Origin of the sequence: Curtobacterium sp. ER1/6 (assembly GCF_001742745.1) — a bacterium.
GTDB lineage: Bacteria > Actinomycetota > Actinomycetes > Actinomycetales > Microbacteriaceae > Curtobacterium > Curtobacterium citri.
Map to the genome: position 1 here is coordinate 31,898 of NZ_MJAK01000013.1, position 23,930 is coordinate 55,827.

At 73.5% G+C, this 23,930-nt stretch carries 22 protein-coding genes; 15 read left to right on the forward strand and 7 right to left on the reverse strand.

The window, feature by feature from the left end:
- The first annotated feature begins 2 nt into the window (after positions 1-2).
- The 4 genes from Cus16_RS14940 (at position 3) to hrpA (ending at position 7,495) form a co-directional block, all read left to right on the forward strand.
- The gene (locus Cus16_RS14940; RefSeq protein WP_069713454.1) at positions 3-1,070 is read left to right on the forward strand and encodes an NAD-dependent epimerase/dehydratase family protein; all 1,068 of its coding nucleotides are present in this window, start codon (positions 3-5) and stop codon (positions 1,068-1,070) included.
- A 16-nt stretch (positions 1,071-1,086) separates the two neighbouring features.
- Positions 1,087-1,617, forward strand: coding sequence for an ATPase (locus Cus16_RS14945; protein WP_069713455.1), 531 nt, complete (start codon positions 1,087-1,089; stop codon positions 1,615-1,617).
- A gap of 94 nt (positions 1,618-1,711) precedes the next feature.
- Positions 1,712-3,565 (forward strand): thioredoxin domain-containing protein, encoded by a 1,854-nt coding sequence (locus tag Cus16_RS14950; RefSeq protein WP_069713456.1) that lies wholly within the window; start codon positions 1,712-1,714, stop codon positions 3,563-3,565.
- A gap of 78 nt (positions 3,566-3,643) precedes the next feature.
- Positions 3,644-7,495: an ATP-dependent RNA helicase HrpA gene (hrpA, locus tag Cus16_RS14955; RefSeq protein ID WP_069713482.1), complete on the forward strand. Its 3,852-nt coding sequence runs from the start codon at positions 3,644-3,646 to the stop codon at positions 7,493-7,495.
- 6 nt (positions 7,496-7,501) lie between these two features.
- Here hrpA and Cus16_RS14960 read toward each other — a convergent pair whose 3' ends face one another.
- Together Cus16_RS14960 and Cus16_RS14965 are read right to left on the reverse strand one after the other, a co-directional pair.
- Positions 7,502-8,059, reverse strand: coding sequence for a YbaK/EbsC family protein (locus tag Cus16_RS14960; protein WP_069713457.1), 558 nt, complete (start codon positions 8,057-8,059; stop codon positions 7,502-7,504).
- Positions 8,060-8,102: 43 nt separating this feature from the next.
- Positions 8,103-8,774, reverse strand: coding sequence for a DUF2461 domain-containing protein (locus Cus16_RS14965; RefSeq protein WP_069713458.1), 672 nt, complete (start codon positions 8,772-8,774; stop codon positions 8,103-8,105).
- Positions 8,775-8,835: 61 nt separating this feature from the next.
- Here Cus16_RS14965 and Cus16_RS14970 point away from each other — a divergent pair, with 61 nt between their 5' ends.
- Both Cus16_RS14970 and Cus16_RS14975 read left to right on the forward strand, forming a co-directional pair.
- A complete protein-coding gene (locus Cus16_RS14970; protein WP_069713459.1) occupies positions 8,836-9,486 on the forward strand; it encodes a CatA-like O-acetyltransferase in 651 nt (216 codons plus the stop codon).
- A gap of 47 nt (positions 9,487-9,533) precedes the next feature.
- A complete protein-coding gene (locus Cus16_RS14975; RefSeq protein WP_069713483.1) occupies positions 9,534-10,007 on the forward strand; it encodes a nucleoside deaminase in 474 nt (157 codons plus the stop codon).
- Positions 10,008-10,097: 90 nt separating this feature from the next.
- Here Cus16_RS14975 and Cus16_RS14980 read toward each other — a convergent pair whose 3' ends face one another.
- Complete coding sequence (locus Cus16_RS14980) at positions 10,098-10,835, reverse strand: response regulator (RefSeq protein WP_069713460.1); 738 nt, start codon at positions 10,833-10,835, stop codon at positions 10,098-10,100.
- Positions 10,832-12,109 carry an ATP-binding protein gene (locus tag Cus16_RS14985; RefSeq protein ID WP_223246642.1) on the reverse strand — a complete coding sequence of 426 codons (1,278 nt, stop codon included), beginning with the start codon at positions 12,107-12,109 and terminating at the stop codon, positions 10,832-10,834. The genes Cus16_RS14980 and Cus16_RS14985 overlap by 4 nt, the downstream gene beginning before the upstream one ends.
- 135 nt (positions 12,110-12,244) lie before the next feature.
- Between Cus16_RS14985 and Cus16_RS14990 the strand changes: the two genes are divergently transcribed.
- The 5 genes from Cus16_RS14990 to Cus16_RS15010 all read left to right on the forward strand — a co-directional run bounded on the left by Cus16_RS14990 (position 12,245) and on the right by Cus16_RS15010 (position 17,057).
- Entirely contained in the window at positions 12,245-13,312 is a 1,068-nt protein-coding gene (locus Cus16_RS14990; protein ID WP_083264036.1) for a tripartite tricarboxylate transporter substrate binding protein, read from the forward strand.
- Positions 13,309-13,953 carry a tripartite tricarboxylate transporter TctB family protein gene (locus tag Cus16_RS14995; RefSeq protein WP_069713462.1) on the forward strand — a complete coding sequence of 215 codons (645 nt, stop codon included), beginning with the start codon at positions 13,309-13,311 and terminating at the stop codon, positions 13,951-13,953. The genes Cus16_RS14990 and Cus16_RS14995 overlap by 4 nt, the downstream gene beginning before the upstream one ends.
- A gap of 1 nt (position 13,954) precedes the next feature.
- The gene (locus tag Cus16_RS15000; RefSeq protein WP_069713463.1) at positions 13,955-15,475 is read left to right on the forward strand and encodes a tripartite tricarboxylate transporter permease; all 1,521 of its coding nucleotides are present in this window, start codon (positions 13,955-13,957) and stop codon (positions 15,473-15,475) included.
- A 91-nt stretch (positions 15,476-15,566) separates the two neighbouring features.
- Positions 15,567-16,574, forward strand: coding sequence for a LacI family DNA-binding transcriptional regulator (locus Cus16_RS15005; protein ID WP_069713464.1), 1,008 nt, complete (start codon positions 15,567-15,569; stop codon positions 16,572-16,574).
- Between the two features lie 93 nt (positions 16,575-16,667).
- Positions 16,668-17,057: a VOC family protein gene (locus Cus16_RS15010; RefSeq protein ID WP_069713485.1), complete on the forward strand. Its 390-nt coding sequence runs from the start codon at positions 16,668-16,670 to the stop codon at positions 17,055-17,057.
- Between the two features lie 124 nt (positions 17,058-17,181).
- Here Cus16_RS15010 and Cus16_RS15015 read toward each other — a convergent pair whose 3' ends face one another.
- Both Cus16_RS15015 and Cus16_RS15020 read right to left on the reverse strand, forming a co-directional pair.
- A complete protein-coding gene (locus Cus16_RS15015) occupies positions 17,182-17,910 on the reverse strand; it encodes an esterase/lipase family protein (protein WP_223246643.1) in 729 nt (242 codons plus the stop codon).
- Positions 17,907-18,725 carry an alpha/beta fold hydrolase gene (locus Cus16_RS15020; protein ID WP_069713465.1) on the reverse strand — a complete coding sequence of 273 codons (819 nt, stop codon included), beginning with the start codon at positions 18,723-18,725 and terminating at the stop codon, positions 17,907-17,909. Before Cus16_RS15020 ends, Cus16_RS15015 begins: the two co-directional genes overlap by 4 nt.
- Before the next feature lie 77 nt (positions 18,726-18,802).
- On the opposite strand from Cus16_RS15020, the gene Cus16_RS15025 reads away from it, so the two are divergent.
- Positions 18,803-19,351, forward strand: a complete 549-nt coding sequence (locus tag Cus16_RS15025) for a dihydrofolate reductase family protein (protein WP_069713487.1) — start codon at positions 18,803-18,805, stop codon at positions 19,349-19,351.
- 134 nt (positions 19,352-19,485) lie between these two features.
- A complete protein-coding gene (locus tag Cus16_RS15030) occupies positions 19,486-20,784 on the forward strand; it encodes an NAD(P)/FAD-dependent oxidoreductase (RefSeq protein WP_069713466.1) in 1,299 nt (432 codons plus the stop codon).
- 118 nt (positions 20,785-20,902) lie between these two features.
- On the opposite strand, the gene Cus16_RS15035 is transcribed toward Cus16_RS15030, so the two are convergent.
- Positions 20,903-21,808 carry an SDR family oxidoreductase gene (locus Cus16_RS15035; protein WP_069713467.1) on the reverse strand — a complete coding sequence of 302 codons (906 nt, stop codon included), beginning with the start codon at positions 21,806-21,808 and terminating at the stop codon, positions 20,903-20,905.
- 95 nt (positions 21,809-21,903) lie between these two features.
- Here Cus16_RS15035 and Cus16_RS15040 point away from each other — a divergent pair, with 95 nt between their 5' ends.
- Positions 21,904-22,476, forward strand: coding sequence for a TetR/AcrR family transcriptional regulator (locus Cus16_RS15040; RefSeq protein ID WP_069713468.1), 573 nt, complete (start codon positions 21,904-21,906; stop codon positions 22,474-22,476).
- Positions 22,477-22,543: 67 nt separating this feature from the next.
- Complete coding sequence (locus Cus16_RS15045) at positions 22,544-23,755, forward strand: acyltransferase family protein (protein ID WP_069713469.1); 1,212 nt, start codon at positions 22,544-22,546, stop codon at positions 23,753-23,755.
- Positions 23,756-23,930 lie beyond the last annotated feature (175 nt).

Sequence of the window (23,930 nt, forward strand, 5' to 3'; positions counted from 1 at the left end):
CCATGAGCAGCAGACGCGCGGTCGTCCTCGGCGGTACCGGCGGCATCGGTTCGGCGGTGGTCCGCGACCTGCTCGACGTCTCGGGTCGCGGCGGTGACGACTGGCAGGTGGACGTGCTCGCGCGCCGCGGTGGTCCCGCTGCCGACGCCCTGACCGCGGCGGGCGCGACCTTCGTCCCCGGCGACCGGCGGGACACCACGGTGCTCCGTGACCTGCTGCGGCCCGGGGCCGACCTGCTCGTCGACACCGTGGGACTGACACGTGACGACGCCCTGCAGCTCCGCCCGTTCCTCGACGACGTCGGCTCGACGGTGTTCGTGTCCTCGAAGGCCGTGTACGTGGACGACCGGGGGCGGCACGCGAACTCGGTCGACCGTCCCGTCTTCGGCGGTCCGGTCTCCGAGCTCCAGCCCACCGTGACGGCCGGCGACGGCGACCCGACCACGCGCGACGGGTACGGCGCGGCGAAGGTCGCCGCCGAGCAGGTCCTCCTCGACCACGGCGCACCGGTCACCGTGCTGCGGCCCTCGAAGGTCCACGGCGTCGGCATCGGGCGTCCGCGCGAGTGGTTCGTGGTGCGGCGTGCACTCGACGGACGGGAGCGCATCCTGCTCGCCGACCACGGCCGCGGCGTCGACCACACGACCGCGGCCAGCGGCATCGCGTCCCTCGTCCGACTCGTCGCGGACAGCCCGGACCGCCGCATCCTCAACGTCGCGGACGAGACCGCGCCCGACGTCCTCGAGATCGTGCGCACCCTCGCCGGGCTCGCCGACCACCGCTTCGACGAGGTGCTGCTCGACCAGGACGCCCCCGCGTTCGTCGGGACGACGCCGTGGAGCTCACCCGCGCCGTTCGTCCTCGACACCACGGCGGCGCGGGCCCTCGGGTGGCAGGCGCCCCGGTACGCCGACGCCGTGCGCCCCACGGTCGAGTGGCTGCTCGAGACCGCCCACGCCGTCCCCGCCGACGGCGACGTCCCCTGGGCGGACGACCCGTTCTGGGACCGCATGTTCGACTACGGCCCCGAGGACGCCGCGCTGGCGCTCCTCTCCCTCGGTCGGGACTGAGGCGGGGATCGAGCCGGTGCCCCGGTCGGAGGTGCTGTTCGTCGGCGGCCGGTCGGGCGTCGGGAAGTCGACCGCGGCCGAGGCGCTCCACGACCTGCTCGTCGCCGCGGACGTGCCGCACGCCGTCGTCGAGGGCGACCTCCTCGACCTCGCGCACCCCGCACCGCACGTCGCGCACCCCGCTGCGCACCTGGCGGAGCGGAACCTCGCCGCGATGTGGGCCGCCTACCGCGAGCTCGGGCACCACCGGCTCGTCGTCACGAACACCGTGTCCGTGCTGCGGACCGCCGAGCTCGCCGCGGCGATGGGCGACGACCCGCTGGTCACCGCCGTCCTGCTCCGTGCCTCCGACACCACCACCGCCGGACGTCTCGCCCGCCGCGCGGGTGGTGCCGTCCCGCAGGCGCAACCGGCCCACAGCACGGCGACGGCCGGGAGGCTCGACTCGGCCGTCGCGGACACGGTCACCCGGGTGGACACCGACGGGCGCACGCCGGCGGAGGTCGCCCGCGTGCTCGGTGCGCTGACCGGCTGGCTGCCCGCCTGAGACTCCGAGGCCCCTGGCCTGTGGACGGCGTCGCTCCGTCCACGGATCCGCACGCCGGGACCACCGTCCAGCGCGACCGGGGCAGGCTGGACGCATGAACGACAACCGGCTCGGCACCGCGGTCAGCCCGTACCTCCGCCTGCACGCCGACAACCCGGTGGGCTGGCGGGAGTGGGGACCGGAGGCCTTCGCCGAGGCACGCGCACGCGACGTGCCCGTCCTCGTGTCGGTCGGCTACGCGACCTGCCACTGGTGCCACGTGATGGCGCGCGAGAGCTTCTCCGACCCGGAGGTCGCCGAGCTCCTGCGGCGCGACTTCGTCGCCGTCAAGGTCGACCGCGAGGAACGTCCCGACGTGGACGCCAGCCTGATGGCCTCGGCGAGCGCGTTCACGCAGCAGCTCGGGTGGCCGCTCACGGCCTTCGCCACACCGGAGGGCCGCGTCTTCTTCGCCGGCACCTACTACCCGCCGACGCCGGTGGGACAGGTCGGCTCGTTCCGTCAGGTGCTCGCAGCGGTGCTCGATGCGTGGACGGAGCGTCGGCACGAGGTCGACGCGAACGCCGGTGCCATCGCGTCGGCGATCCGGCAGGGTGCCGAGGCGGACGCAGCCGCCCAGGGCGGCGATGTGACCGCGCGGGTCGAGCCGCGCCTCCCGTCCGTCGACGCGGTCCGGGGTGTCACCGCGCAGCTCGCCACGGCGGAGGACACGACCTACGGCGGGTTCGGTGGCGCGCCGAAGTTCCCCGGCGCACCGCTGCTCGAGTTCCTCGCCGACGTGGCGGCCGACGACACCGCCGATGCCGACGCCGACGCCGAGCGCGTCGCTGCCGGCCTGCTCGACCGGAGCCTGCACGCGATCCGGTCGACCGAGCTGACCGACGCCGACGGCGGCGTGTTCCGGTACGCGACCAAGCGGGACTGGAGCGTGCCGCACTACGAGCGGATGCTGTACGACAACGCGGGCCTGCTCGCGGTCGCCGACCGCGACCAGGCGAGGGGCATCGCGGACTTCCTCCGGGACACCCTGCGGCGCCCCGACGGTGCGTTCGTCGCCGCACAGGACAGCGAGTCCACCATCGACGGCCGCCGGGTCGAGGGCGAGTGGTACCGGCTGCCGCTCGACCAGCGGGGCCGGTACGCGCCGCCTCCCCTCGACGACCAGGTGCTCACCGGTTGGAACGGCCTGGCGATCCGCGGACTCGCCGTCGCCGGGGCGCGGCACGACGACGCGGAGATGATCGCGCTCGCACGGACCGCCGCCGACGCCGTCCTCGCCGCACACGTGCGGGACGACCACGTCGTCGTCCGCTCGAGCACGGCCCACGGCACGTCGTCCGCACCGCCCACCATCGAGGACGTCGGACTGCTGGCGGAGGGCCTGCTCGAACTCGCACTCGTCACGGGCGAGGTCGGGTACGCCGTCACCGCGCGGAGCCTCGTCGACGACGGGCTCGCCGGACGGTTCGAGGCCGATGCCGTCCTGGCGGCCGCCGGGACCGCGACGGGCGAGCAGCCGCAGACCGCGATGCGCTCGGGGACCGTGGCGCTGGCGTCGGCGGCCGCGGTGCTCGCGGCGCTCACCGGGGACCACGACCTGCGGACGGCGGCGGCGTCCCTCGTGGCCGACCGCGCGCGGACGGGGACGGAACGGCCCCTCGGGCACGCAGACGCCCTCGGACTGGCGCTCGCGTTGCAGCGGCCGTCGCGCGAGGTCGTCGTCGTGGCCGCTGCGGACGACCCCCTCCGCCGACCCGCACGGCACGCCCGCCGACCCGGGACCGTGGTCGCGACCGTGACCTCGGAGCAGGCCCGCGCGTGGGCCGACGCCGGCTTCTCCCTGTTCGCCGGTCGCGACGGGAGCGCTCCCGCCGCGTACGTCTGCCACGACCACGTCTGCGCCCTGCCGGCACACACGGACGCCGAGCTCGCCGACCAGCTCCGCTGATCGTCCCCGCTGGCCGACTCCGCTGCGGGCGGACGACGACCCCACCGACGCCATCCGCTCCGCTATCCTGGAATGCTCATGTCTGCCACGCCCGTCATCACGTACCCGCCCGAACTGCCGGTGTCGCAGCGGCGGGACGACATCGCCGCCGCGATCCGCGACCACCAGGTCGTGATCGTCGCGGGTGCCACCGGCTCGGGCAAGACGACGCAGCTGCCGAAGATCTGCCTCGAGCTGGGGCGCGAGTCCATCGGGCACACGCAGCCCCGGCGGATCGCCGCCCGGACCATCGCCGAGCGAGTCTCCGAGGAGCTCGGCGGCGAGCTCGGCGACCTCGTGGGCTACCAGGTGCGGTTCACCGACAAGGTGAGCGCGAACACTCGGATCAAGCTGATGACCGACGGGATCCTGCTCAACGAGATCCACTTCGACCGCGACCTGAAGCGCTACGACACGATCATCATCGACGAGGCGCACGAGCGGTCCCTCACGATCGACTTCCTGCTCGGGTACATCAAGCGGCTCCTCCCCCGCCGGCCCGACCTCAAGGTGATCATCACCTCCGCGACGATCGACCCCGAGTCGTTCTCGCAGCACTTCGGCGGTGCTCCGATCATCGAGGTGTCCGGCCGCACCTACCCGGTCGAGGTCCGCTACCGACCGCTCGTGGCCGAGGACACCGGCGACGACACCACCGACGAGACCGACCCGCGAACGGACGACAGCGGCGACGGCGGGAACGCCGACGACCGCGACGTGCTGCAGGGCATCACCGACGCGCTCGACGAGCTGGCGCGCGAGGACCCGGGCGACGTGCTCGTGTTCCTCTCCGGCGAGAACGAGATCCGTGACGCGCAGGACGCCATCGAGGGCAGGCGCTACCCGGGCACCGAGGTCCTGCCGCTCTACGGTCGGCTCTCCGCGGCGGACCAGCACCGCGTCTTCGACAAGCGCACCACGCCGGGCGTCCGACGTCGCGTCGTCCTGGCGACCAACGTCGCGGAGACGAGCCTCACCGTGCCGGGCATCAAGTACGTCGTCGACACCGGCACGGCCCGCATCTCCCGGTACTCCCCGCGGGCCAAGGTGCAGCGTCTGCCGATCGAGGCGATCAGCCAGGCGAGCGCGAACCAGCGGTCCGGTCGCGCGGGCCGCACCAGCGCGGGCATCGCGATCCGGCTGTACTCCGAGCAGGACTTCGACCGGCGCCCCGAGTACACCGACCCCGAGATCCTCCGCACGAACCTGGCGGCGGTCATCCTGCAGATGATCTCGCTCGGGTTCGGCGACATCGAGTCGTTCCCGTTCCTCCAGCCGCCGGACTCCCGGGGCGTGAAGGACGGCCTCGACCTGCTCCGCGAGCTCCGTGCGGTCGACGCCGACGGCCGGATCACGCGGTCCGGGCGGCAGCTGACCCGCCTGCCGATCGACCCCCGCCTCGGCCGGATGGTGCTCGAGGCCGGCCGGCAGGGCGTCGGGCGCGAGGTCATCGCGATCGTCAGCGCCTTGAGCATCCAGGACCCGCGCGAACGGCCCCTCGAGAAGCGTGCGCACGCCGACCAGCTGCACGCGCGGTTCGCCGACCCCACGAGTGACTTCCTGACCCTGCTCAACCTCTGGAACCACATCGAGGACAAGCAGGACGAGATGTCGTCGAGCGCGTTCCGACGGCTGTGCAAGGCCGAGTTCCTGAACCACCTGCGCATCCGCGAGTGGCAGGACCTGTACCGGCAGCTCTCCCGCGCAGCGAAGCAGGTCGACGTCCGCGTGGGGCAGTCCCGCTCCGAGGACGGCGACGCCGTGCACCGGTCGCTCCTCGCCGGGCTCCTCAGCCAGATCGGGCTCCGCGACAAGGAGAAGCGCGACTACCTCGGGTCCCGGAACACCCGGTTCGTGGTGTTCCCGGGCAGCGTCCTGGCGAAGAAGCAGCCGGACGCCGTGATGGCCGCCGAGCTCGTCGAGACGAGCCGCCTGTTCGCGCGCACGGTCGCCAGGATCGACCCCGCCTGGGTGGAGCCGCTCGCCGGCGACCTGCTGAAGCGCACGTACGGCGAACCGCACTGGGAGAAGAAGCAGGGCGCGGTGGTCGCGTACGAGCGGGTGACCCTGTTCGGCGTCCCGATCGTGCAGCGCCGGCGCGTGCAGTACAAGCGCGTGGACCCGGAGCACTCGCGCGAGCTGTTCATCCGACACGCCCTCGTCGAGGGCGAGTGGGACGCGCAGCAGGCGTTCGACCGGGCGAACCGGAAGCTCCGCCGCGAACTCGAGCAGCTCGAGGAACGCACCCGTCGCCGCGACATCCTGTTCGACGACGAGCGCGTGTACGAGTTCTACGACGCCCGCGTCCCCGCCGACATCGCGACCACCCGCGACTTCGAGGGGTGGTGGCGCCAGGCGCGACGCGAGCAGCCCGACCTGCTCACGATGCGCCGGACGGACCTGCTCGACGAGGACGCGGCAGAAGCAGCGCAGGACCAGCAGGAGTACCCGACGCAGTGGCGCTCCGGCGACCAGCGCCTCGCCATCAAGTACCGCTTCGAGCCGGGCGCGCAGGACGACGGTGTGAGCGTCCAGGTGCCGCTCGCGCTGCTCCCCAGGATGCGCGAGGAGGGCTTCGACTGGCAGGTCCGCGGGCTCCGGAAGGAGCTCGTCACCGCGCTCATCAAGTCGCTGCCGAAGCAGATCCGCAAGAACGTCGTCCCCGCCGCGGACTGGGCCGAGAAGATCGTCGCCGAACTGCCCGACGACGCACCGACCGAGCCGACGGAGTCGTTCCGCGCGACGCTCGCCCGGGCCATCCAGCGGATGACCTACGTGTCCGTCAGCGAGTCCGACTTCGACCTCGGCCGCGTCCCGGCGCACCTGCTGCCGACGTGGGCCGTCGTCGACGAGCGCGGCCGTCGTGTGGAGACCGGTAAGGACCTCTCGGCACTGCAGACGAAGCTCAAGGACCGGACCCAGCAGAGCGTCGCCTCCGCGACGGTGCAGGCGGCGGCACGGCCGGGAGGCGCGGCACGCGTCGCCGGGGCGGCCTCCGGCGCGCAGGTGGAACGGTCCGGCCTCACCGCCTGGCCCTCCCAGGACCTGCCGCAGGTCCTCGACACGAAGCAGGCGGGCGGCGTGATCCGCGCCTACCCGTCGCTGGTCGAGGAGGGCGAGGGCCCGAAGGCGACCGTCGGCGTGCAGCTCCTCGCGACCCCCGGTGACCGGGCCGTGCGGATGCCCGCCGGTGTCCGCCGGCTCGTCATGCACGCGGTGCCGTCCCCGGTGTCGTACGTGCAGTCGCACCTGACCGCACAGGAGAAGCTGGCCCTGGCGGCGAGCCCGTACCCCTCGACGGCGGCGCTGTTCGACGACGTGCTCGCGGCGGTCGTCGATGCCGGCATCCGACGGCTGCACCCGGACGGGCTCGTGTTCTCGAGGGCGGAGTTCGAGGCCGTCCGCGACGCCGTGTCCGCGACGGTGGTCGACACGATGTTCACCGCCGTGTCCGAGGTCGCGGCCGTCCTCACCGCGCAGCGCGCCGCCGACAAGTCGATGAAGCAGGCGAACTCGATGGCGCTGCTCCCGGCACTCACCGACATGCGCCAGCAGACCGAGCGCCTGGTCTTCCCGGGCTTCGTCGCGGTCGCCGGACTCGACCGGCTCCGGCGGATCCGGGTGTACCTGCAGGGCATCGACGCACGCGTGCAGAAGCTCCTGCAGAACCCGGGGCGCGACGCGACGTGGATGCGCGAGGTCACCGTGGCGACCGACCGCTACACGGACGCGGGCGGCACCTTCCCGCCGGCCGTCGGGGCGCACCCGGAGCTCGTGCACGCCCGGTGGATGCTCGAGGAGTTCCGACTGAGCCTGTTCGCGCAGGAGCTCGGCACCGCCGAGACCGTCTCGCTGCAGCGCATCACGAAGGCCCTGGCCGCCGCCCGGTGATCGGGCTCAGCCGGCGTCGGTGGCCAGCCCCTCGACGGCCAGCCCCTCGACCACGGTGACGTTCGGCAGCGCCGCAAGGGTCCGACCGGGCAGGAACACCTTCGCCCCGCGGAGCCCGGCGCCCACGACGACCTCCGGAGCACCGAGCACGCGGGCGTCGACGTACACCGGCCAGTCCGCGGGCAGCCCGATCGGGGTGATCCCGCCGTGCTCCATGCCGGTCAGCTCGACCGCCTGGTCCATCGGCGCGAAGCTCGCCTTGCGGACGTCGAGCAGCTTCTTCACGACCCGGTTCACGTCGAGCTTCGTCGACGCGAGCACCACGCACGCCGCGTAGCGGACCTCGTCGCCGCGCTTCCCCACGACGACGATGCAGTTCGCGCCGCCCTCGAGCGGGTAGCCGTACGCCTCGGAGAACGCCGCGGTGTCAGCGAGGGCCGGGTCGATCGGCGCCGCCTGGATCGTCGACAGCAGGTCGCTCGGCAGCGCGACGAGCGCCTGGGCGACGGGGATCGCGAGGAACCCGGTGGCGACGAGGGCAGGGGAACGATCGAGCGTCGGCATGCCCCGAGCCTAGGGAGCAACCGACGGACGGACGGTCAGGCGGTCAGGCGCGCTCGTCGATCGACCGTGCTCCGGGCACGGGCGGGGCCGGATCCTCCGACGCCTCGGGGTCGTCCGCCCGCGCCCACTTCACCGTCCACCGGACCAACGGCTGCACGCGGTCCCACGCCGCGGTGACGTCGTCGAGCGGGCTCTCGAGCGGCAGGTGCACGAGCGCGGCGTAGTGCTGCATCCGGAGCAGGTCGATCCGCGGGTGGTCGGCGTCGTACCCGCGTGGGGCGGTCTTCAGCGGCGGACCGGCCAGTTCGTACCCGGCGTCCACCAGGGCGTCGAGCTCCCGACGGAGGGCGGCCGCGGCCCGGGGGTGCTCGTCGATCGCGGTGCGCGCGGCGTGCAGCTGATCGCGCGACGGTCCGTAGAGCCCACCGCCGACCTGCAGTCCGTCGGCCCCGGCGCTGAGGTACATGCCACCCGCGGTCAGTCCGGTGTCCTCGCGGTACGGCCGCTCGTCCGGCGTGAAGCGCAGGTCACGGTGCTGGCGCAGCACCCGGCCCGGGCCGTACCGCCGCGACGCCTCCTCGAGCAGCTCCTCCATGGGATCGCGGACGTGCCGCTCCCAGTCCTCGCGGTGGTCCTCGAACCACGACTTCTCGTTGTGTGCGGCGAGCCCGCGGAAGAACGTCGCCAGCGCGGGCGAGAACGGCGTCTCGGTCATGCCCGAGTGAACCGCCCCGTGGTGCACGGTCGTCGGCAGCCCGGGGTACGAGACTGGCCCCGTGAACGGACTCCGACCGATCGACCTCGACACCTGGCCGCGGCGCGAGCACTTCGCGCACTACCGCCGGGAGCCGTGCGCGTGGGAGCTGACCGTCGACGTGGACGTCACCGCGTTCGTCGCTGCGGTGCGAGCCGCCGGTGTGAAGACCTACCCGTCCCAGATCTGGGCGATCTCCACGGTCGTGAACCGGCACGCCGAGTTCCGGATGCAGCTCACCCCCGACGGGCAGCCCGCCGTGTGGGACGTCGTCCACCCGACCTTCACGGTGTTCCACCCCGACACGGAGACGTTCTCGGTGCTCGTGGTCGAGCACGACGACGACCCGCGGGCGTTCCACGATGCGGTGGTCACGACGACGGCGACGTACCGGGACGACCACCGGATGTTCCCGCAGGGCACGGGTCGCACGGACACGTTCGACGTCTCGACCCTCCCCCGCACGTCGTTCACCGGCTTCGCCCTGCACCTGACCGGCGCTGAGGACCACCTGCTGCCGATCGTCACGCTCGGCCGCTACCGGCAGCAGGGCGACCGCACCCTGATGCCGCTCGCGCTGCGGGTGAACCACGCGGCGGTGGACGGCTTCCACGCCTCCCGCTTCGTCACCGAGCTCGAGGAGCTGTTCGCCGACCCGTCCTGGCTCGGCTGACCGTCCCGTCCCCCGGTCGCACACCGCCCGGGAGCACCGTGGTCGGCATGCACGACGACGAACTCACCGCCCTCGCGGTCTCCCGCGCCCTCGACAACGTCGCCGACGGTGGCAAGCCCTTCGCCTGCCTGATCGTCCGCGACGGCGAGGTCGTGGTCGAGGCCGTCAACCACGTCGCCCAGACCGGCGATCCGACGGCGCACGCCGAGATCCGCGCGATCCGCGCCGCCGCCGAGCAGGGCATCACCGACCTGACCGGGTACGACGTGTTCGTCACCGCGTACCCGTGCCCGATGTGCCTCGGCGCGCTGTACTACGCCCAGCCCGACCGCGTGGTCTTCGCGGCGACCCGCGAGCAGGAGGGCGAGCACTACGAGGACGGCAACCGCCTGATGACGCTGGCGACCTTCTACGACGAGTACGCGAAGCCGGTCGAGGACCGCGCCCTGCCGACCGAGCAGGGCCGGGTCGACGACCCGACGGCGCCGTTCCGCGAGTGGACCGCCCGCCACCCGTCCTGACCGGGGTGACGACGGACGGACGGGAGGCCCGTGGCGGTGCCGCCACGGGCCTCCCGTCCGACACGGATCGCGACCACCCGTGATCCGGTCTCAAGGAGCCGGCGTCAGCCGGTAGAGCACCTGCGGACGGCCACGACGGCCGTACCGGTGCGCCAGGTCGATGGCGCCCGTCGCGACGAGGTGGTCGAGGTAGCGGCGCGCGGTGGCGCGTGAGGTGCCGGTGGCCCCGGCGACCTCGTCGGCCGAGCGGGCGACCACCGGGTCGAGGGCCGCGACGACGCGACCGAGCGTGGTGGCGCTGACGCCCTTGGGCAGGGCGCCCTCGGAGGTGCCGCCCGAGGCGCGGGCGGGGGTGACCACGCGCACCGAGCCCGTGGCGAGCAGGCGGTCGACGTCGCCTTGCCCCATCGGCACGTCGCGGTGCGCGTCGTCGCGTGACCGGCGCTCGACGGCGTAGGCGCGCAACCGGTCCTGCAGGGCCTCGCGGTCGAACGGCTTGAGCAGGTACCCGACCGGGTGCGCGGCGAGCGCCTGCCGCACGGTGACCTGGTCGCGCGAGGAGCTGACGACGAGCACGTCGGTCCGGTCGACACCGGCGACGTGCATGCGGTGCAGCACCTCGATGCCGCTGATGTCGGGCAGGCGCATGTCGAGGAGCACGAGGTCGACCCCGCGCTCGACCGAGGCCAGCGCGGCGCCGCCGGACGCGACCGCCCCGACGACCGCGAAGCCCTCGGTGGCGGCGACCCACCGGGTGTGGAGTGCGCGGGCGCCCGCGTCGTCGTCGACCACGAGCACCCGCAGCGGTGCGGGCCCGGACGCCGTCACGACCCCGCCGCCATCTCGACGTCGAGCCGGGCTCCGCCGAGCGCTGCCGAGCGCCCGACGACCACCGACCCGCCGCGGTCGGTGGCGGTGCGCCGGACGACCGCCAGACCGATGCCCCGCCCGAGCCCGGTCTCGTCGGACTTCGACGACCAGCCGCGGGTCAGCACGCGGTGGGCGTCGGCCGGGTCGATGCCCGGGCCGTCGTCCTCGACCGTGACCGTGGTGCGCCCGTCCCGAGCCGCGACGGTGCAGGCGACGGTGGTCGCCCCGGCCTCGGCGGCGTTGCGGCACAGGTTCGCGACGACGAGCAGCACCGCGTCGTCGAGCACGACGTCGTCGGCGACCCGCAGGTCGAGCGTGGCAGCGGCCGCGGCGAGCTCGGACCGCACCGCCGCGACCGACGCCGTCGCCACCGCACCCCGCCGCGGCGACCCGGCACCGCCGCCGCTGGTGAGCCCGGGCGCGACGGCGTCGATGTAGGCCATCGCGTCCTCGTCGTCCCCCTGCTCGACGAGCCCGCGCACCACGTGCAGCCGGGTGCCGAACTCGTGGGCCTGCTCGCGCAGCGCTTCCGTCGTCCACCGGACCTGTCGGCTCTCCGCGTCGACCGCGTCGGCCCGTCGCAACCGGCGCGCGATCACGAGCGACAGGAGCACGCTCGCGAGCGTCGCGGCGACGAGTGCACCGGTGCTCCACGGCAGCAGGGTGCCGAGGGCCCGCTCCCGGTCGGCCGCGATGGTCGACTCGAGCACGCCGACCGCGACGACGCCGACGACCTCGCCTCCGTCGTCGCGGATCGGCACCTTGGCGCGGAGCGTCGCGCCGGACGGGCCGGTCTCGGTGCCGACGAACCGCGCACCGCCGAGCACGGGTGCGATCGTCGTCTCCACGGGCTCGCCGCGTTCCGCGGGGTCCGGGTGGGTGATGCGGACGCCCTCGTCGTCGGTGACCACGACGTAGGAGACGCCGGAGGCGCCCTCGACGAGCGTCGCGATGGGTTGCAGCGCCGCGGTGGCCGACGCGAGGTCGTCGGCGTCGGCGAGCGCCCCCGGGGTGCCCCGGTCGGCGGCCGACGACACCGCGTCACGCACCTCGGGCAGATCGGCCAGGCTCGCGGCGACCCCGGACACCCGGTCGACGACGGAGCTCCGGATGCTGCGCTCCTGCACCACGGCGGCGACCCCGGTCGTGACGCCGGTCGCCGCGAGCACGATGACGCTCGGGAGCGCGAGGACCGCGATCCGCCGCAGCCGTCCGGGACGTGCCCTGGTCACCGTGGCGTCCTCCTCCGGCCGCGACGCCGTGAGCGTCAATGAGCACATCTCCGCCGCCGGCTGCTCGTCCGGTCGGCGGCTGCCATCGTACTTCTCGACCTGCGCCACGACGACGTGCGCAGGAGGGAGACATCGATGCCAGAGCAGTCAGTGCCGGAGCAGTCAGTGCCGGCGCAGTCCGGACCAGGGCAGTCCGTGCCGACGGAGTCGCCGACCGGGCCGGGTGCCCGTCGTCCCGTCGCCCGGGTGGTGGGTGCGGCCGTCGCCGCGGTGTCCATCGCGGTCGCCGCCTTCGGGTCCGTCACGTCGGCAGCGGCCGGCGGGGACCCCACCCGGTCCGTGACCCTCGTCGCCCCCGCGGCTGCCGGCGGTGGCTGGGACGGTGTCGCCCGGTCGATGCAGCAGGCCCAGCGCGCGAACGGGATCGTGAACTCCGTCCAGGTCGTGAACATGCCGGGCGCCGGCGGCACCATCGCCCTCGGCAACGTCGCGCGGCTCGCCGGGCAGACCGACACGCTGCTCGTCGGCGGGACGGGACTGCTCGCCGCGGAGATCCAGTTCGGCTCCGCCGTCACCCACGACGACATCACGCCGCTCGCGGTCACCGTCGAGGAGTACGACGTGATCGTCGTCCCCGCCGACTCGCCCTACGAGACGCTCGACGACCTCGTCGCGGCGTGGCGCGAGCGTCCCGGCTCGGTGCCGTGGACGGGCGGCGGTTCGTTCGACCAACTCGTCGTCACCGACCTCGCCGTCTCGGCCGGGATCGACCCGACGGACACGAACTACATCCCCTCGGACGGCGGCGGCGAGGCGATCCAGGCGCTCCTCAACGGCACGGCCGCCGCGGCGTCGGGCGGGTACCCGGACAACATCGACCAGATCGAGTCCGGTCGGCTGCGGGCACTCGCGCTCGTCGCGGCGGAGCCGGTCGACGGCATCGACATCCCCACCGCGGTCGAGCAGGGGCACGACGTCACGCTGACCAACTGGCGCATGATCGCCGCGCCGGGCGGGCTCGACGACGACCAGCGGACGCAGCTCACCGACATCGTCCTCGACACGGTCCGTACCCCCGAGTGGGCGGACGCGATGGAGCGGTACCACTGGACCGAGCGGATCATCACCGGCGGGGACCTCGACGCGTTCATCGACGAGGAACGCGAGCGGATCCAGGGACTGTACGAGGAGCTGGGCCGATGAACCGTCCGAGCAACCCCACGTCGTCGTCCGCGGTCGTCGGGCAGCGGCTCACGCTCCGGGCCGACCCGGGCCGGGTCGCCGCGATCGCGAAGGAGCTGACCACCCCGGCGCTCTTCACCGCGTTCGCGGTCTACCTCGTCGTCGGCATCGTCACGATGGAGGTCCCCGCCGGCACAGCGTTCCCCGGACCGGCGGTCTTCCCCGGACTCGTCGCCGCGGCGCTCCTGCTGCTCGCCGCCCTGCTGGTCGTGCGGTCCGTCCGGGCCGCGCGCGGCCGACGGGTCGGGTCCGACGGCACACCGCCGGAGGCCCGCGCCGACGCCGCCGGACGCGCCGACGCGCACACCGCCGCCGACACCGACACGACCGGCACCTCGGTCGAGCAGCGCTCGGTCCGCGTCGACTGGCGCTCCCTGGCCTGGGTCGTCCTGTCCTTCGCCGGCTTCGCGCTGCTGCTCGGTGTGCTCGGGTGGATCGTCGGCGCCGGGCTGCTGTTCCTCGGCGTCGCGAAGGGGCTCGGCGCGCCCGGCTGGCTCCGTCCGCTCGTCGTCGGGCTGACGGTGAGCGCGATCAGCTACATCGCCTTCGACATGCTGCTCGACCTGTCGCTGCCCTCGGGCATCGTCGGATGGGAGTTCTGACGTGGACGTCCTCGGTCTCCTCGGCGACGGCTTCGCCGGTGCCCTGACCCCCGCCAACCTGCTCTGGGTCGTCGTCGGGTGCCTCCTCGGCACCGCCGTCGGCGTCCTCCCCGGCCTCGGTTCGTCGATGGCCGTGGCGCTGCTGCTGCCCGTGACGTTCTCGCTCGACCCGACGGCGGCGTTCATCATGTTCGCCGGCGTCTACTTCGGCGGCCTCTTCGGCGACTCGACGATGGGCATCCTGATGAACACGCCGGGGCAGGCCTCGGCGATCGCCTCGACGTTCGAGGGCCACAAGATGGCGCTGAACGGACGAGCGGCCCAGGCACTCGCGACGGCCGCGATCGGCGCGTTCGTCGGCGGCATGATCGCCTCGGTCCTGGTCGTGTTCCTCGCACCGGCGCTCGCATCGTTCTCGTCGAGCTTCGGACCGGCCGAGTTCTTCGCCCTCGCACTCTTCGCGTTCGTCACGACCTCGTCGGTCGTCACCGACGACGCGCTGAAGGGCCTCGGGTCGCTGTGCCTCGGGCTCGGCATCGCGGTCATCGGCGTCGACGGCATCTCGGGTGCACCGCGCTTCACGATGGGCGTCCCGGAGCTCTTCGACGGCATCTCGCTCGTCACGGTGACGGTCGCGGTCCTCGCGCTCGGCGAGGTCATCTACGTCGCCTGTCTCGCCCGACACCTGAAGGACGGCCGGATGGTGCGGGCGACGGGCCGCCCGTGGCTCTCGAAGCGGGAACTCCGCGAGGCGGCACCCGCGTGGCTGCGCGGCACCGCGATCGGGCTGCCCTTCGGGGTGGTCCCCGCAGGCGGGTCCGAGATCCCGACCTTCCTGGCCTTCGGGCTCGAGAAGCGACTCGACGCGCGCCGGAAGGACCCGCAGTTCGGCACGGGAGCGATCCGCGGTCTGGCGGCGCCCGAGGCCGCGGGCAACTCGACGACCGGCATGGCGATGGGCGCCCTGCTGTCCCTCGGTCTGCCGGTGTCGGCGACCGCCGCGATCATGCTCGCCGCGTTCCGCCAGTACGGCCTGCAGCCGGGCCCGCTGCTGTTCGACCGCTCCCCCGACCTGGTCTGGGCGCTGCTCGCGTCGTTCTTCATCGCGATGGTCGTGCTGCTCGTCATCAACCTGCCGTTCGCGATGCTCTGGGCGAAGCTGCTGCGCATCCCGCGGGCCTACCTGTACGCGGGCATCGCGGTCTTCTGCGGACTCGGCATCTACGCCACGAGCGGTTCGGTGTTCGACCTGCTCATGCTGCTCGGCATCGGTCTCGTCGGGTTCCTCATGCGGGCCCTCGACGTGCCGCTCGCGCCGCTCATCATCGGCATGGTGCTCGGGCCCCTCGCCGAGACGAGCCTGCGCGACGCGGCGCTGAGCGCCGACGGTGACTTCTCGGTCCTGGTGGCCGGGCCGATCCCGATCGTGCTGTACGCCGTGCTGGCGGTCGTGGTCGCGGTCACCGTGACCAGCCGCGTCCGGGCGCGGCGGGCAGCGCGCCGCGAGCTGGTCGACGCCTAGCGGCACCGGACCGGCACCGCGACGGACGGGAGGCACGTGGCGGCCCCGCACCGCGCCTCCCGTCCGTCAGGTGGCGCGCTACGCTCGGCGGATGCGCGCGACCGTGCGGGACGTGGCGGCCCTCGCCGGGGTCTCCCCGAAGACCGTCTCCAACGTGGTGAACGGCGGTGTACCCGTGCGGGCCGCGACACGGGAGCGTGTCGAGCGTGCGGTGGCCGAGCTCGGCTACGTGCCGAACCTCTCCGCCCGCGGACTCCGGAACGGTCGCTCGGGCGCGATCGCCCTGACGCTGCCGGAGCTCGGCAACGCCTACTCGGCCGAGCTCGCGCAGTGGTTCGTCGAGCTCGCCCGCGAGCGCGGGTGGACGGTGCAGCTCGACCAGACCGGACACGACCCGGGCCGCGAGCGCGAACTCGTCTCCCGGGCCCGCGCACACCTGGTGGACGGACTCGTGCTCAACCCGGTGTCGCTCAGCGCGAGTGTCCTGGCCGAGACCGAGGGGCTCCCGCCGATCGTCGTCATCGGCGAGGTCGAGCCCGAGCACGTCGACCAGGTGCACGTGGACAGCCGGCTCGCCGCACGCGAGGTCACGACCCACCTGCTCGACCACGGGCACCGTCGGATCGCCGTGGTCGGAGCGGCGCGCCCCACGGACGCCACCGCCACGAGCGAGCTGCGCGACCGGGGTCACGCGGACGCGCTCGGCGCGGTCGGCCTCGAGGTCGACCCGTCCCTTCGTGTGCCGCTGCCGGCGTGGACGACGAGTGCGGCGGCGACGGCGTTCGCCGCGTGGCTCGACGAGCACCCGCTGCCGGACGCGGTGTTCGCCTACACGGACTCCATCGCGTTCGGCGTGCTGCACGTCCTGGCAGCGCGGGGCGTCCGCGTCCCGGAGCAGGTGAGCGTCGTCGGGTTCGACGACGTGGACGCCGCCGCCTTCGCGATCCCGGCGCTGACAACGGTGTCGTTCGACCGGCGGGCGTTCGCGACCGCCGCGCTCGACCTGCTCACGCAGCGGATCGCGGCCCCGGAGGCACCCCCGTCGACCGTCGTCGTGCCGCACCGGATCGTCGAGCGCGCGAGCGTCGCCACGCGCTGACCAGCGACGCTGCACCACCACGGTCGCATCGCCGTGCAGCCGCCGTGCGCGGACCGCGGTCGGCTCGTCCCCGGGCGCGGTACCGTGCGCGGCATGAGCGCCGACGACCCCGCGATGCCCGTCCTGACCGCGACCGTGCTGCAGTCCCCCGACCCGGTGCGCCTCGCACGGTTCTGGGGTGCGCTCACCGGCTGGGTCGTGCACGAGGACGGGCCGACGTGGCTCCGTGTGCGCCCGGCCGACGGCGAGGTCGGGCTCTCCGTGCAGTACGACGATGCCTACACGGCGCCGACCTGGCCGCCGACCCCCGGCACGCAGGGCATGCAGCTGCACCTCGACCTGCAGGTCGAGGATCTCGGCGCCGCGACCGCCCGTGCGGTCGAGCTCGGTGCGACCGAGGCGGCCTTCCAGCCGCAGGACGACGTCCGCGTGCTGCTCGACCCCGACGGACACCCCTTCTGCCTGTTCCTGCCCGGCGCCTGAGCGCGGCGGGGGCGCGGCACCGGCGCGAGACTCGGCCAGGCGGACGAGACTCGTGGGCCCTCGGCGCGGAAGTGTCCGTCAGCGCGAGTCTCGGGCCGGGCCGCTCGCGCCGGCCGCCCCGGCGTCAGTCCGCGGTGGCCTGGAGCACCACGTCACGCGTCTGCTGCGCCCCGAGGATGCGGAAGTGCCCGCCGACGGGCACCCGCACGTTGGTGGCCCCGGCGAGCTCGCTGCCGCCCGGGATGAGCGTGTCGAACACGCCCCAGACCGAGGTGATCCGCGCGTTCACCGCCAGGTCGCGCCCGAGCGCGGCGATCACCGGGTCCGCCGCCCGGAAGGCCCGGAGGTGCGGGACGGGTGCGAGCCGCGCGTACACCGACCCGCCGAAGGGCGTCGAGACCGCGACCATCCGGTCGATCCGCTCCCCCTCGGGCAGCGTCATCGCGTACTTGCCGATGAGGCCGCCCTTGCTGTGGGCCAGCACGAGGACGTCGCGCAGGTCGTGCTCCTCGAGGTACGCCAGGACTTCGCGCGCCGACTCCGGGACCGGGCGCAGGTTGTGCCGCAGCACGGGCAGCACGTGGACCGGGTGCCCGGCGTCGTGCACGGCGTCCATGAGGGGGCGCATGAAGTGCCAGGTCTCGTAGACCCCGGGCACGACCACGACCGGCTGCCCGTCACCCGACCGGTAGTCGTCGGCGGTCGTCGGGCCGGCGCTGCGGAGCTGCCACAGTGCCGCGTACCACCAGTCGAGGGTCGCCCACCAGGCGCGTCGCAGCAGCGACACCCGGACGGGAGGCCCGTCCCCCGTCGCCGGGCCCGCTCCGGTCCCGGGGGTGGTCGCCCCGGTCACCGCGCGTCACCGGTCGTCGCTCCACCGGCGGGCGCACCACCGGTCAGCGCGTCCTCGGTCGTCTGCACCCGGCGGAACTCGTCGACCAGCCGCGCGAACGCGACCGGCAGGCGGTCCTGCACGTGGTGCCCGCCGGGCAGTTCGACGAGGGCTCCCCGTCGCGCCGATGCGGCGAGTGCGGCCGCCCAGTCCCGCCGACCGATGGGGTCGCGGTCACCACGGACGACGAGCACCGGCTGCACGAGGGCCGGGACGACGTCCTCGGTCCGGTAGCGGAGCATCGGTCCGAGCTGCCGGACGTACTGCCGCATGCCCCGCACGTAGTCGGTGAGGACGACGGCGTTCATGCGCGGGTACTCGACGACGGTGTCACGGCCGAGGTCGAGCGCCTGCTGCACGAGGGTGCGCCGGGCCGGGTCGACGACGGGGCCGACCAGGACGACCGACGCCACGACGTCGGGGTGCCGGTGCGCGGCCGCGACGACGACCTGCGATCCCATCGACTGTCCGACGAGCACGAGGTCACCGGCGCCGCGCGACCGCACCGCCTCGACCACGAGGTCGCCGAGCTCCTCGATGTCGAGTGTCCGGCCGACCGGCTCCACCCCACCGAAGCCCGGCAGGTCGACGGCGACCGTGCGGTGGGTCCGGGCGATGATCCGCTGCGTGCGGGCGAAGGACCGGTGCGACATCCCGATGCCGTGCACGAGCACGACGGTCGGCGCCAGGCCGTCCCGCAGTCGACCGGCGGGTGCCAGCGTCCGGAGCCGCACGGGCAGCCCACCGATCTCGAAGGACTCCACCCGGGCGCGCACGCTGCGAACCTACCCGGAGGCCCGCAGCGCGGGATCAGTCTCGACGCCGCGTGCCGCGCGGTCCTATGCTCCGCAGCATGCGCAAGGTGACCTCGGGGCTGTTCGCATCGGTCGACGGTGTGGTGCAGGACCCGTACAAGTACCAGTACGACTCGTTCGACGCCGAGCTCGGGACCGCCATGACGGTGTGGATGGAGCGCACCGAGACGGTCCTGCTCGGCAAGCAGAGCTACCTGGAGTGGTCCGAGTGGTGGCCACAGCACGAGGACGATCCCTTCGGCCGGTGGATCAACCCCATCGAGAAGCACGTCGCGTCGACGACCCTCGGTGACGACCTGTCGTGGCAGAACGCGCACCGCATCCAGGGCGACGTCGACGACTTCGTCCGCGAGCTCCGTGCCGGCGACGGCGGCGACGTCGCGGTCACCGGGAGCGTCACCCTGGTGCGCCACCTGCTGTTCGCCGGGCTGCTCGACGAGCTCCAGCTCATGACCCACCCGGCGATCGCCGGTGCCGGACGGCGGCTCTTCGAGCCGACCGACCCGCCCACGCGGCTCCGGCTCGTGCAGAGCGTGGTGACCAGCAAGGGGAACGTCCTGAGCACCTACGCGCCGTTCGCCGGCTGACGGAGGCGAGCCGGGCCTCCAGGCCGACCCGAGGGGACCGCTCCATCGGCAGCGGGACGGGCAGGTGGACCGACGGGGTCCCGGACCGGCGTACCCTTCTGGGTGGCCGTCGACCGCACCACCAGGAGGACACCATGTCCGAGGACACCCGCCCGCACGTCGTCATCGTCGGTGGTGGCTTCGCGGGCATCGCCGCCATGCGTGAGCTCGCCGACGCACCGGTGCGGGTGACGCTCGTCGACCGGCACGTCTACAACATGTTCCAGCCGCTCATGTACCAGGTCGCGACCGGCGGCCTGAACGCCGGCGACGTGACGTACTTCCTGCGGAGCCTGCGCGCCAAGCAGGCCAACGCGGACTTCCGGCACGGGCTGCTCACGGGCATCGACACCGAGCACCGCGTCGCGGAGATGTCAGACGGCGAGCACCTGCACTACGACTGGCTGATCCTCGCCAACGGCGTCAACACGAGCTACTTCGGCACCCCCGGCGCCTACGAGTACGCGTACTCGATGTACTCCCGCTCGCAGGCCCTCCGCATCCGCGACGAGCTGTTCACGCGGCTCGAGCAGGCCGCGGCGAAGCAGGGACCGGACGAGATCCGCGTGGTGATCGTCGGCGGCGGCGCGACCGGCGTCGAGATGGCCGGAGCCCTGGCGGAACTGCGCGACCAGGCGCTCGTGGGCGCCTACCCGGAGATCGAGCGGGGCAACATCTCGATCACGCTCGTGCACCGCAGCGGCGAGCTGCTCAAGCCGTTCGCGCCCCGGCTCCGTCGGTACGCCGCGAAGATCCTCCGGAAGCGCGGGGTCGTCCTCCGTCTGAACACCGGTGTCGCCGAGGTCAAGCCGGACGGTGTCGTGACGGCGTCGGGCGAGTTCATCCCGGCCTCGCAGGTCATCTGGGCGACCGGCGTCGCCGCGCACAAGGAGGTCTCGGGCTGGGGCCTGCCGCAGACGCACGGCGGACGCATCCAGGTGAACGACGACCTCAGCGTCAAGGGCGTCGAGCGCATCTTCTCCGCCGGCGACATCGCCGCGCAGGACGACGCCCTCGCGCAGCTCGCGCAGCCGGCGCTCCAGGGCGGCAAGCACGCCGCACGGCAGGTCGTCCGCCTGCTCGAGGGCAAGCCGACCGAGCACCTGCGGTACTTCGACAAGGGCACGATGGCGACGATCGGCACGAACGCCGCGGTCGCCCAGCTGCGCGGCGGCATCACGATGGTCGGGCCGGTCGCGTGGATCGCCTGGGTCGGGGTGCACATCGCGTCGCTCCTCGGCAACGGCAACCGACTGTCGACCCTGTCCCACTTCTTCGTCCGCTACATGTGGTTCATGCGGAAGCGGTCGATCCCGATCGTCGGCGACGTCCGTCCCGTGCGCCCGAACGGCGACCGCGAACCCGAGCCCTGGCAGATGCAGAAGGCCGAGTAGCGCGCTCGGCGCCCACGGCGCGGCGCGGCGCGGCGCCGAGGCTCGCGCAGACGGACACTTTCGCGACCATCGGGCCGCGAAAGTGTCCGCCGGGCCGAGCCTCGGCGCCGCCACGCGGTCAGCGACGGGCCACGTGCGCGTACGCCCCGGCGGCGATGTCCTCGAGCAGCGTCGGTCCGGTGGGCTCCCACCCGAGCAGCTCGCGGGTGGCCCCGGAGGTCCCGGCCATCTCCATCGCGAAGAATCCGCCGATGAACCCGAAGTGCTCGGCCGCGTCCGCCGGGTCGATGCTCGCCACCGGCACACCGAACGCCTCGCCGATCGCGGCCGCGATGTCACGGGTCGCGATGCCCTGCTCCGCCACCGCGTGCAGCCGGGTGCTGGCCGGCGCCTGCTCGAGCCCGAGCCGGACGAGGCGCGCGGCGTCGGTGACGTGCACGGCCGCCCAGTGGTTCGTGCCCTCGCCGACGTAGCCGGAGACGCCGCGGTCGAGCGCGACGCCGGCCAGGTACGCGATGAACCCGTGGTCCCCCACGCCGTGCGTGGTGGGGCTGAACCGCGCCGCGATGCTGCGGACGCCCTGGTCGACGAAGTCGAAGGCACGGTTCTCGCTGCCCCCGCGCGGGCTGTCGACGCCGGTGAACGGCGACGCGTCGCTCTCGTCCGCCGGGCGGTCGGGTGCGAGTGCGGCGATGCCCGAGGCGACGACGAGGGGGCGGTCGGTCCCGGCCAGGGCGGTGCCGAGCGTCTCGACCGCCGCGCGCTCGGCGGCGTTCGTCGCGGCCTGGTCCGACCAGTCGTGCTTGTTGGCGAGGTGCAGGACCCCGTCGGACCCGTCGGCCCCGCGGTGGAGGGCGTCGAGGTCGTCGAGGTCGCCCCGGAGGACCGTGACCCCCTTCGCCTCGAGGGCGGCGGCCGAGGCGTCGGACCGGGCGAGACCGGTGACGTCGTGTCCGGCGACGAGCAGCTCGTCGACGGTGTGGGAGCCGATCCAGCCGGAGGCTCCGGTGACGAACACGTGCATGTGCGTTCCCTTCACAGGTGTCCGCGGCCTGATGTCACGGACTGACATCACCGTAGCACTCGATGTCAGGCACTGTCATCAGTAGACTCCCCTCCATGGCGCGATGGCAACCGGGGACCCGCGAGCGACTCCAGGGCACGGCCCTGCAGCTCTTCGCGGAGCACGGCTACGACGAGACGACCGTGGCGGAGATCGCCGCGGCCGCCGACGTCACGGAGCGCACCTTCTTCCGGCACTTCGCCGACAAGCGCGAGGTCCTGTTCGCCGGGCAGGAGGACTTCCTCGGCATGTTCAGCGCACCGGTCGAGGACGCCCCCGCCGGCACGCCGCCCTTCGAGCTGGTCCGGCGCGCCCTCGACGCCGCCGCCGCCTTCTTCCCCGACGACCGCCGGGCGTGGTCGCGGACGCGGCAGCGGGTCATCGACGCCGTCCCCGCGCTCGGCGAGCGGGAGCTCGGCAAGCTCGCGAACCTGAAGGTGCACCTGGGTGCCACCCTGCGGACGCACGGGGTCGCCGAGCCGGCCGCCACGATCGCCGCGGAGACGGCGGTCACCGTGTTCCACCTGTCCTTCGCCCGGTGGATCGCGGAGGACGAGGACCGCGACTTCGGGACCATCGCGCACGAGCGCCTCGACGCCCTCGCCGAGGTCGTGCACCCCGGTCGTTGAGCGTCCTCTTACTCGGAGGGAGCACGCTGGTCGTCATCCGTACGAACGATCCTCGCAGGGAGGAACCGTGGCGACGAACACCCTCGCGCCCGAGCACGTCCGCCCGACCGGCAGCAGCACGCCGGTCGGACGCGGGTCCGGCGCTACCCGGACGACACCGCCGCCGCCGCTGACCCGCCGCGCGCCGGCCCTCGACGGCCTGCGCACGATCGCCATCGCGATGGTGATCCTGTACCACCTGCACGTCCCGCAGTTCGAGGGCGGCTTCATCGGCGTCACCGTCTTCTTCGCCCTGTCCGGCTTCCTCATCACGACGCTGCTGCTCGGCGAGCACCGGCGGACCGGCCGCATCCGTCTCGGGTCCTTCTGGCTGAAGCGTCTGCTCCGCCTGTACCCGGCGCTGCTCGCGCTCGTCGCCGTCGGCCTGCTCCTGTGGAACTGGGTCGGCGACTACAAGGGTGCGTCGTTCGGCCCCGGCGAGGCCGCGTTCATCGCCCTCACCTACACGGGCAACCTCTTCCGGTCGTTCTGGGACACCACGCAGGGCGTCTTCGCGCACACCTGGTCCCTGTCCATGGAGGAGCAGTTCTACCTGGTCTGGCCGCCCGTCCTCGTGCTGCTGTTCCTGGTGCGGTCGCGTCGGCGGTGGCTGCTCGCCGGCCTCGGCGCGGTGATCGTCGGGTGCTCGGTGGCCGCCGGGCTGATGTACCGGACGCCGAACAGCGGCGCGACGCCCGACGTCTACTTCTCCCCCGTGCTCGGCGTCGTGCCCCTCGCGACCGGGTGCCTGCTCGCCCTGCTGCTCGACGACGAGCGAATCCGGAGGTGGGCCGCAGGTCTCGCCGGCCACGTCGCCACCTGGGCCGGGCTCGCCCTGCTCGTCGGGACGATGCTGTGGATCGGCGACGACTGGGCGCAGCACGCGTGGACCTTCAGCGTCGTCCTCCCGCTGACCGGAGTCGTCTCCGCCGTGCTCATCGCCGGACTCGTCTCGGTGCGCAGCCCGCTCTCGGTCGCGTTCGCGTGGACACCGGTGTCGTGGTTCGGCCGTCGGGTCTCGTACGCCGCGTACCTCTGGCACCCCCTCGTCATCGCGCTGCTCGACCCGTTCGCCGTCGGAGCGTGGGGGAAGGTCGGGCTGGTCGGCGCCTCGGTCCTCGTGGCGATCGGTGCCGCCTACGCCGTCGAGGTGCCGGTCGAGAAGGCCCAGCGTCGCTTCCGCGAGGCGCGACGCCTGGTCGCCGCCGACCGCGCGGCCCGCGACTCCGCCACGACCTGACGCGACGGGTCCCGTGAGCGGGTCGCCGATCCGCTCACCGACCGGACACCGGACGGGAGGCCGGTCTGGTGCGTCTCCTGGGCCGGACGTCGTGACCGTTCCGTAGGCTCGCCTGCGTGACCACGGAACGCGTCGACGTCCTCGTCGTCGGCGGTGGCCCCGTCGGCCTGTTCGC

What these genes read in the sequence shown, in the direction of transcription:
- Cus16_RS14940 (WP_069713454.1), top strand. Translation starts at nt 3, where the DNA reads ATGAGCAGCAGACGCGCGGTCGTCCTCGGCGGTACCGGCGGCATCGGT.
- Cus16_RS14950 (WP_069713456.1), top strand. Translation starts at nt 1,712, where the DNA reads ATGAACGACAACCGGCTCGGCACCGCGGTCAGCCCGTACCTCCGCCTG.
- hrpA (WP_069713482.1), top strand. Translation starts at nt 3,644, where the DNA reads ATGTCTGCCACGCCCGTCATCACGTACCCGCCCGAACTGCCGGTGTCG.
- Cus16_RS14960 (WP_069713457.1), bottom strand. Translation starts at nt 8,059, where the DNA reads ATGCCGACGCTCGATCGTTCCCCTGCCCTCGTCGCCACCGGGTTCCTC.
- Cus16_RS14965 (WP_069713458.1), bottom strand. Translation starts at nt 8,774, where the DNA reads ATGACCGAGACGCCGTTCTCGCCCGCGCTGGCGACGTTCTTCCGCGGG.
- Cus16_RS14975 (WP_069713483.1), top strand. Translation starts at nt 9,534, where the DNA reads ATGCACGACGACGAACTCACCGCCCTCGCGGTCTCCCGCGCCCTCGAC.
- Cus16_RS14990 (WP_083264036.1), top strand. Translation starts at nt 12,245, where the DNA reads ATGCCAGAGCAGTCAGTGCCGGAGCAGTCAGTGCCGGCGCAGTCCGGA.
- Cus16_RS14995 (WP_069713462.1), top strand. Translation starts at nt 13,309, where the DNA reads ATGAACCGTCCGAGCAACCCCACGTCGTCGTCCGCGGTCGTCGGGCAG.
- Cus16_RS15005 (WP_069713464.1), top strand. Translation starts at nt 15,567, where the DNA reads ATGCGCGCGACCGTGCGGGACGTGGCGGCCCTCGCCGGGGTCTCCCCG.
- Cus16_RS15010 (WP_069713485.1), top strand. Translation starts at nt 16,668, where the DNA reads ATGAGCGCCGACGACCCCGCGATGCCCGTCCTGACCGCGACCGTGCTG.
- Cus16_RS15025 (WP_069713487.1), top strand. Translation starts at nt 18,803, where the DNA reads ATGCGCAAGGTGACCTCGGGGCTGTTCGCATCGGTCGACGGTGTGGTG.
- Cus16_RS15030 (WP_069713466.1), top strand. Translation starts at nt 19,486, where the DNA reads ATGTCCGAGGACACCCGCCCGCACGTCGTCATCGTCGGTGGTGGCTTC.
- Cus16_RS15035 (WP_069713467.1), bottom strand. Translation starts at nt 21,808, where the DNA reads ATGCACGTGTTCGTCACCGGAGCCTCCGGCTGGATCGGCTCCCACACC.
- Cus16_RS15040 (WP_069713468.1), top strand. Translation starts at nt 21,904, where the DNA reads ATGGCGCGATGGCAACCGGGGACCCGCGAGCGACTCCAGGGCACGGCC.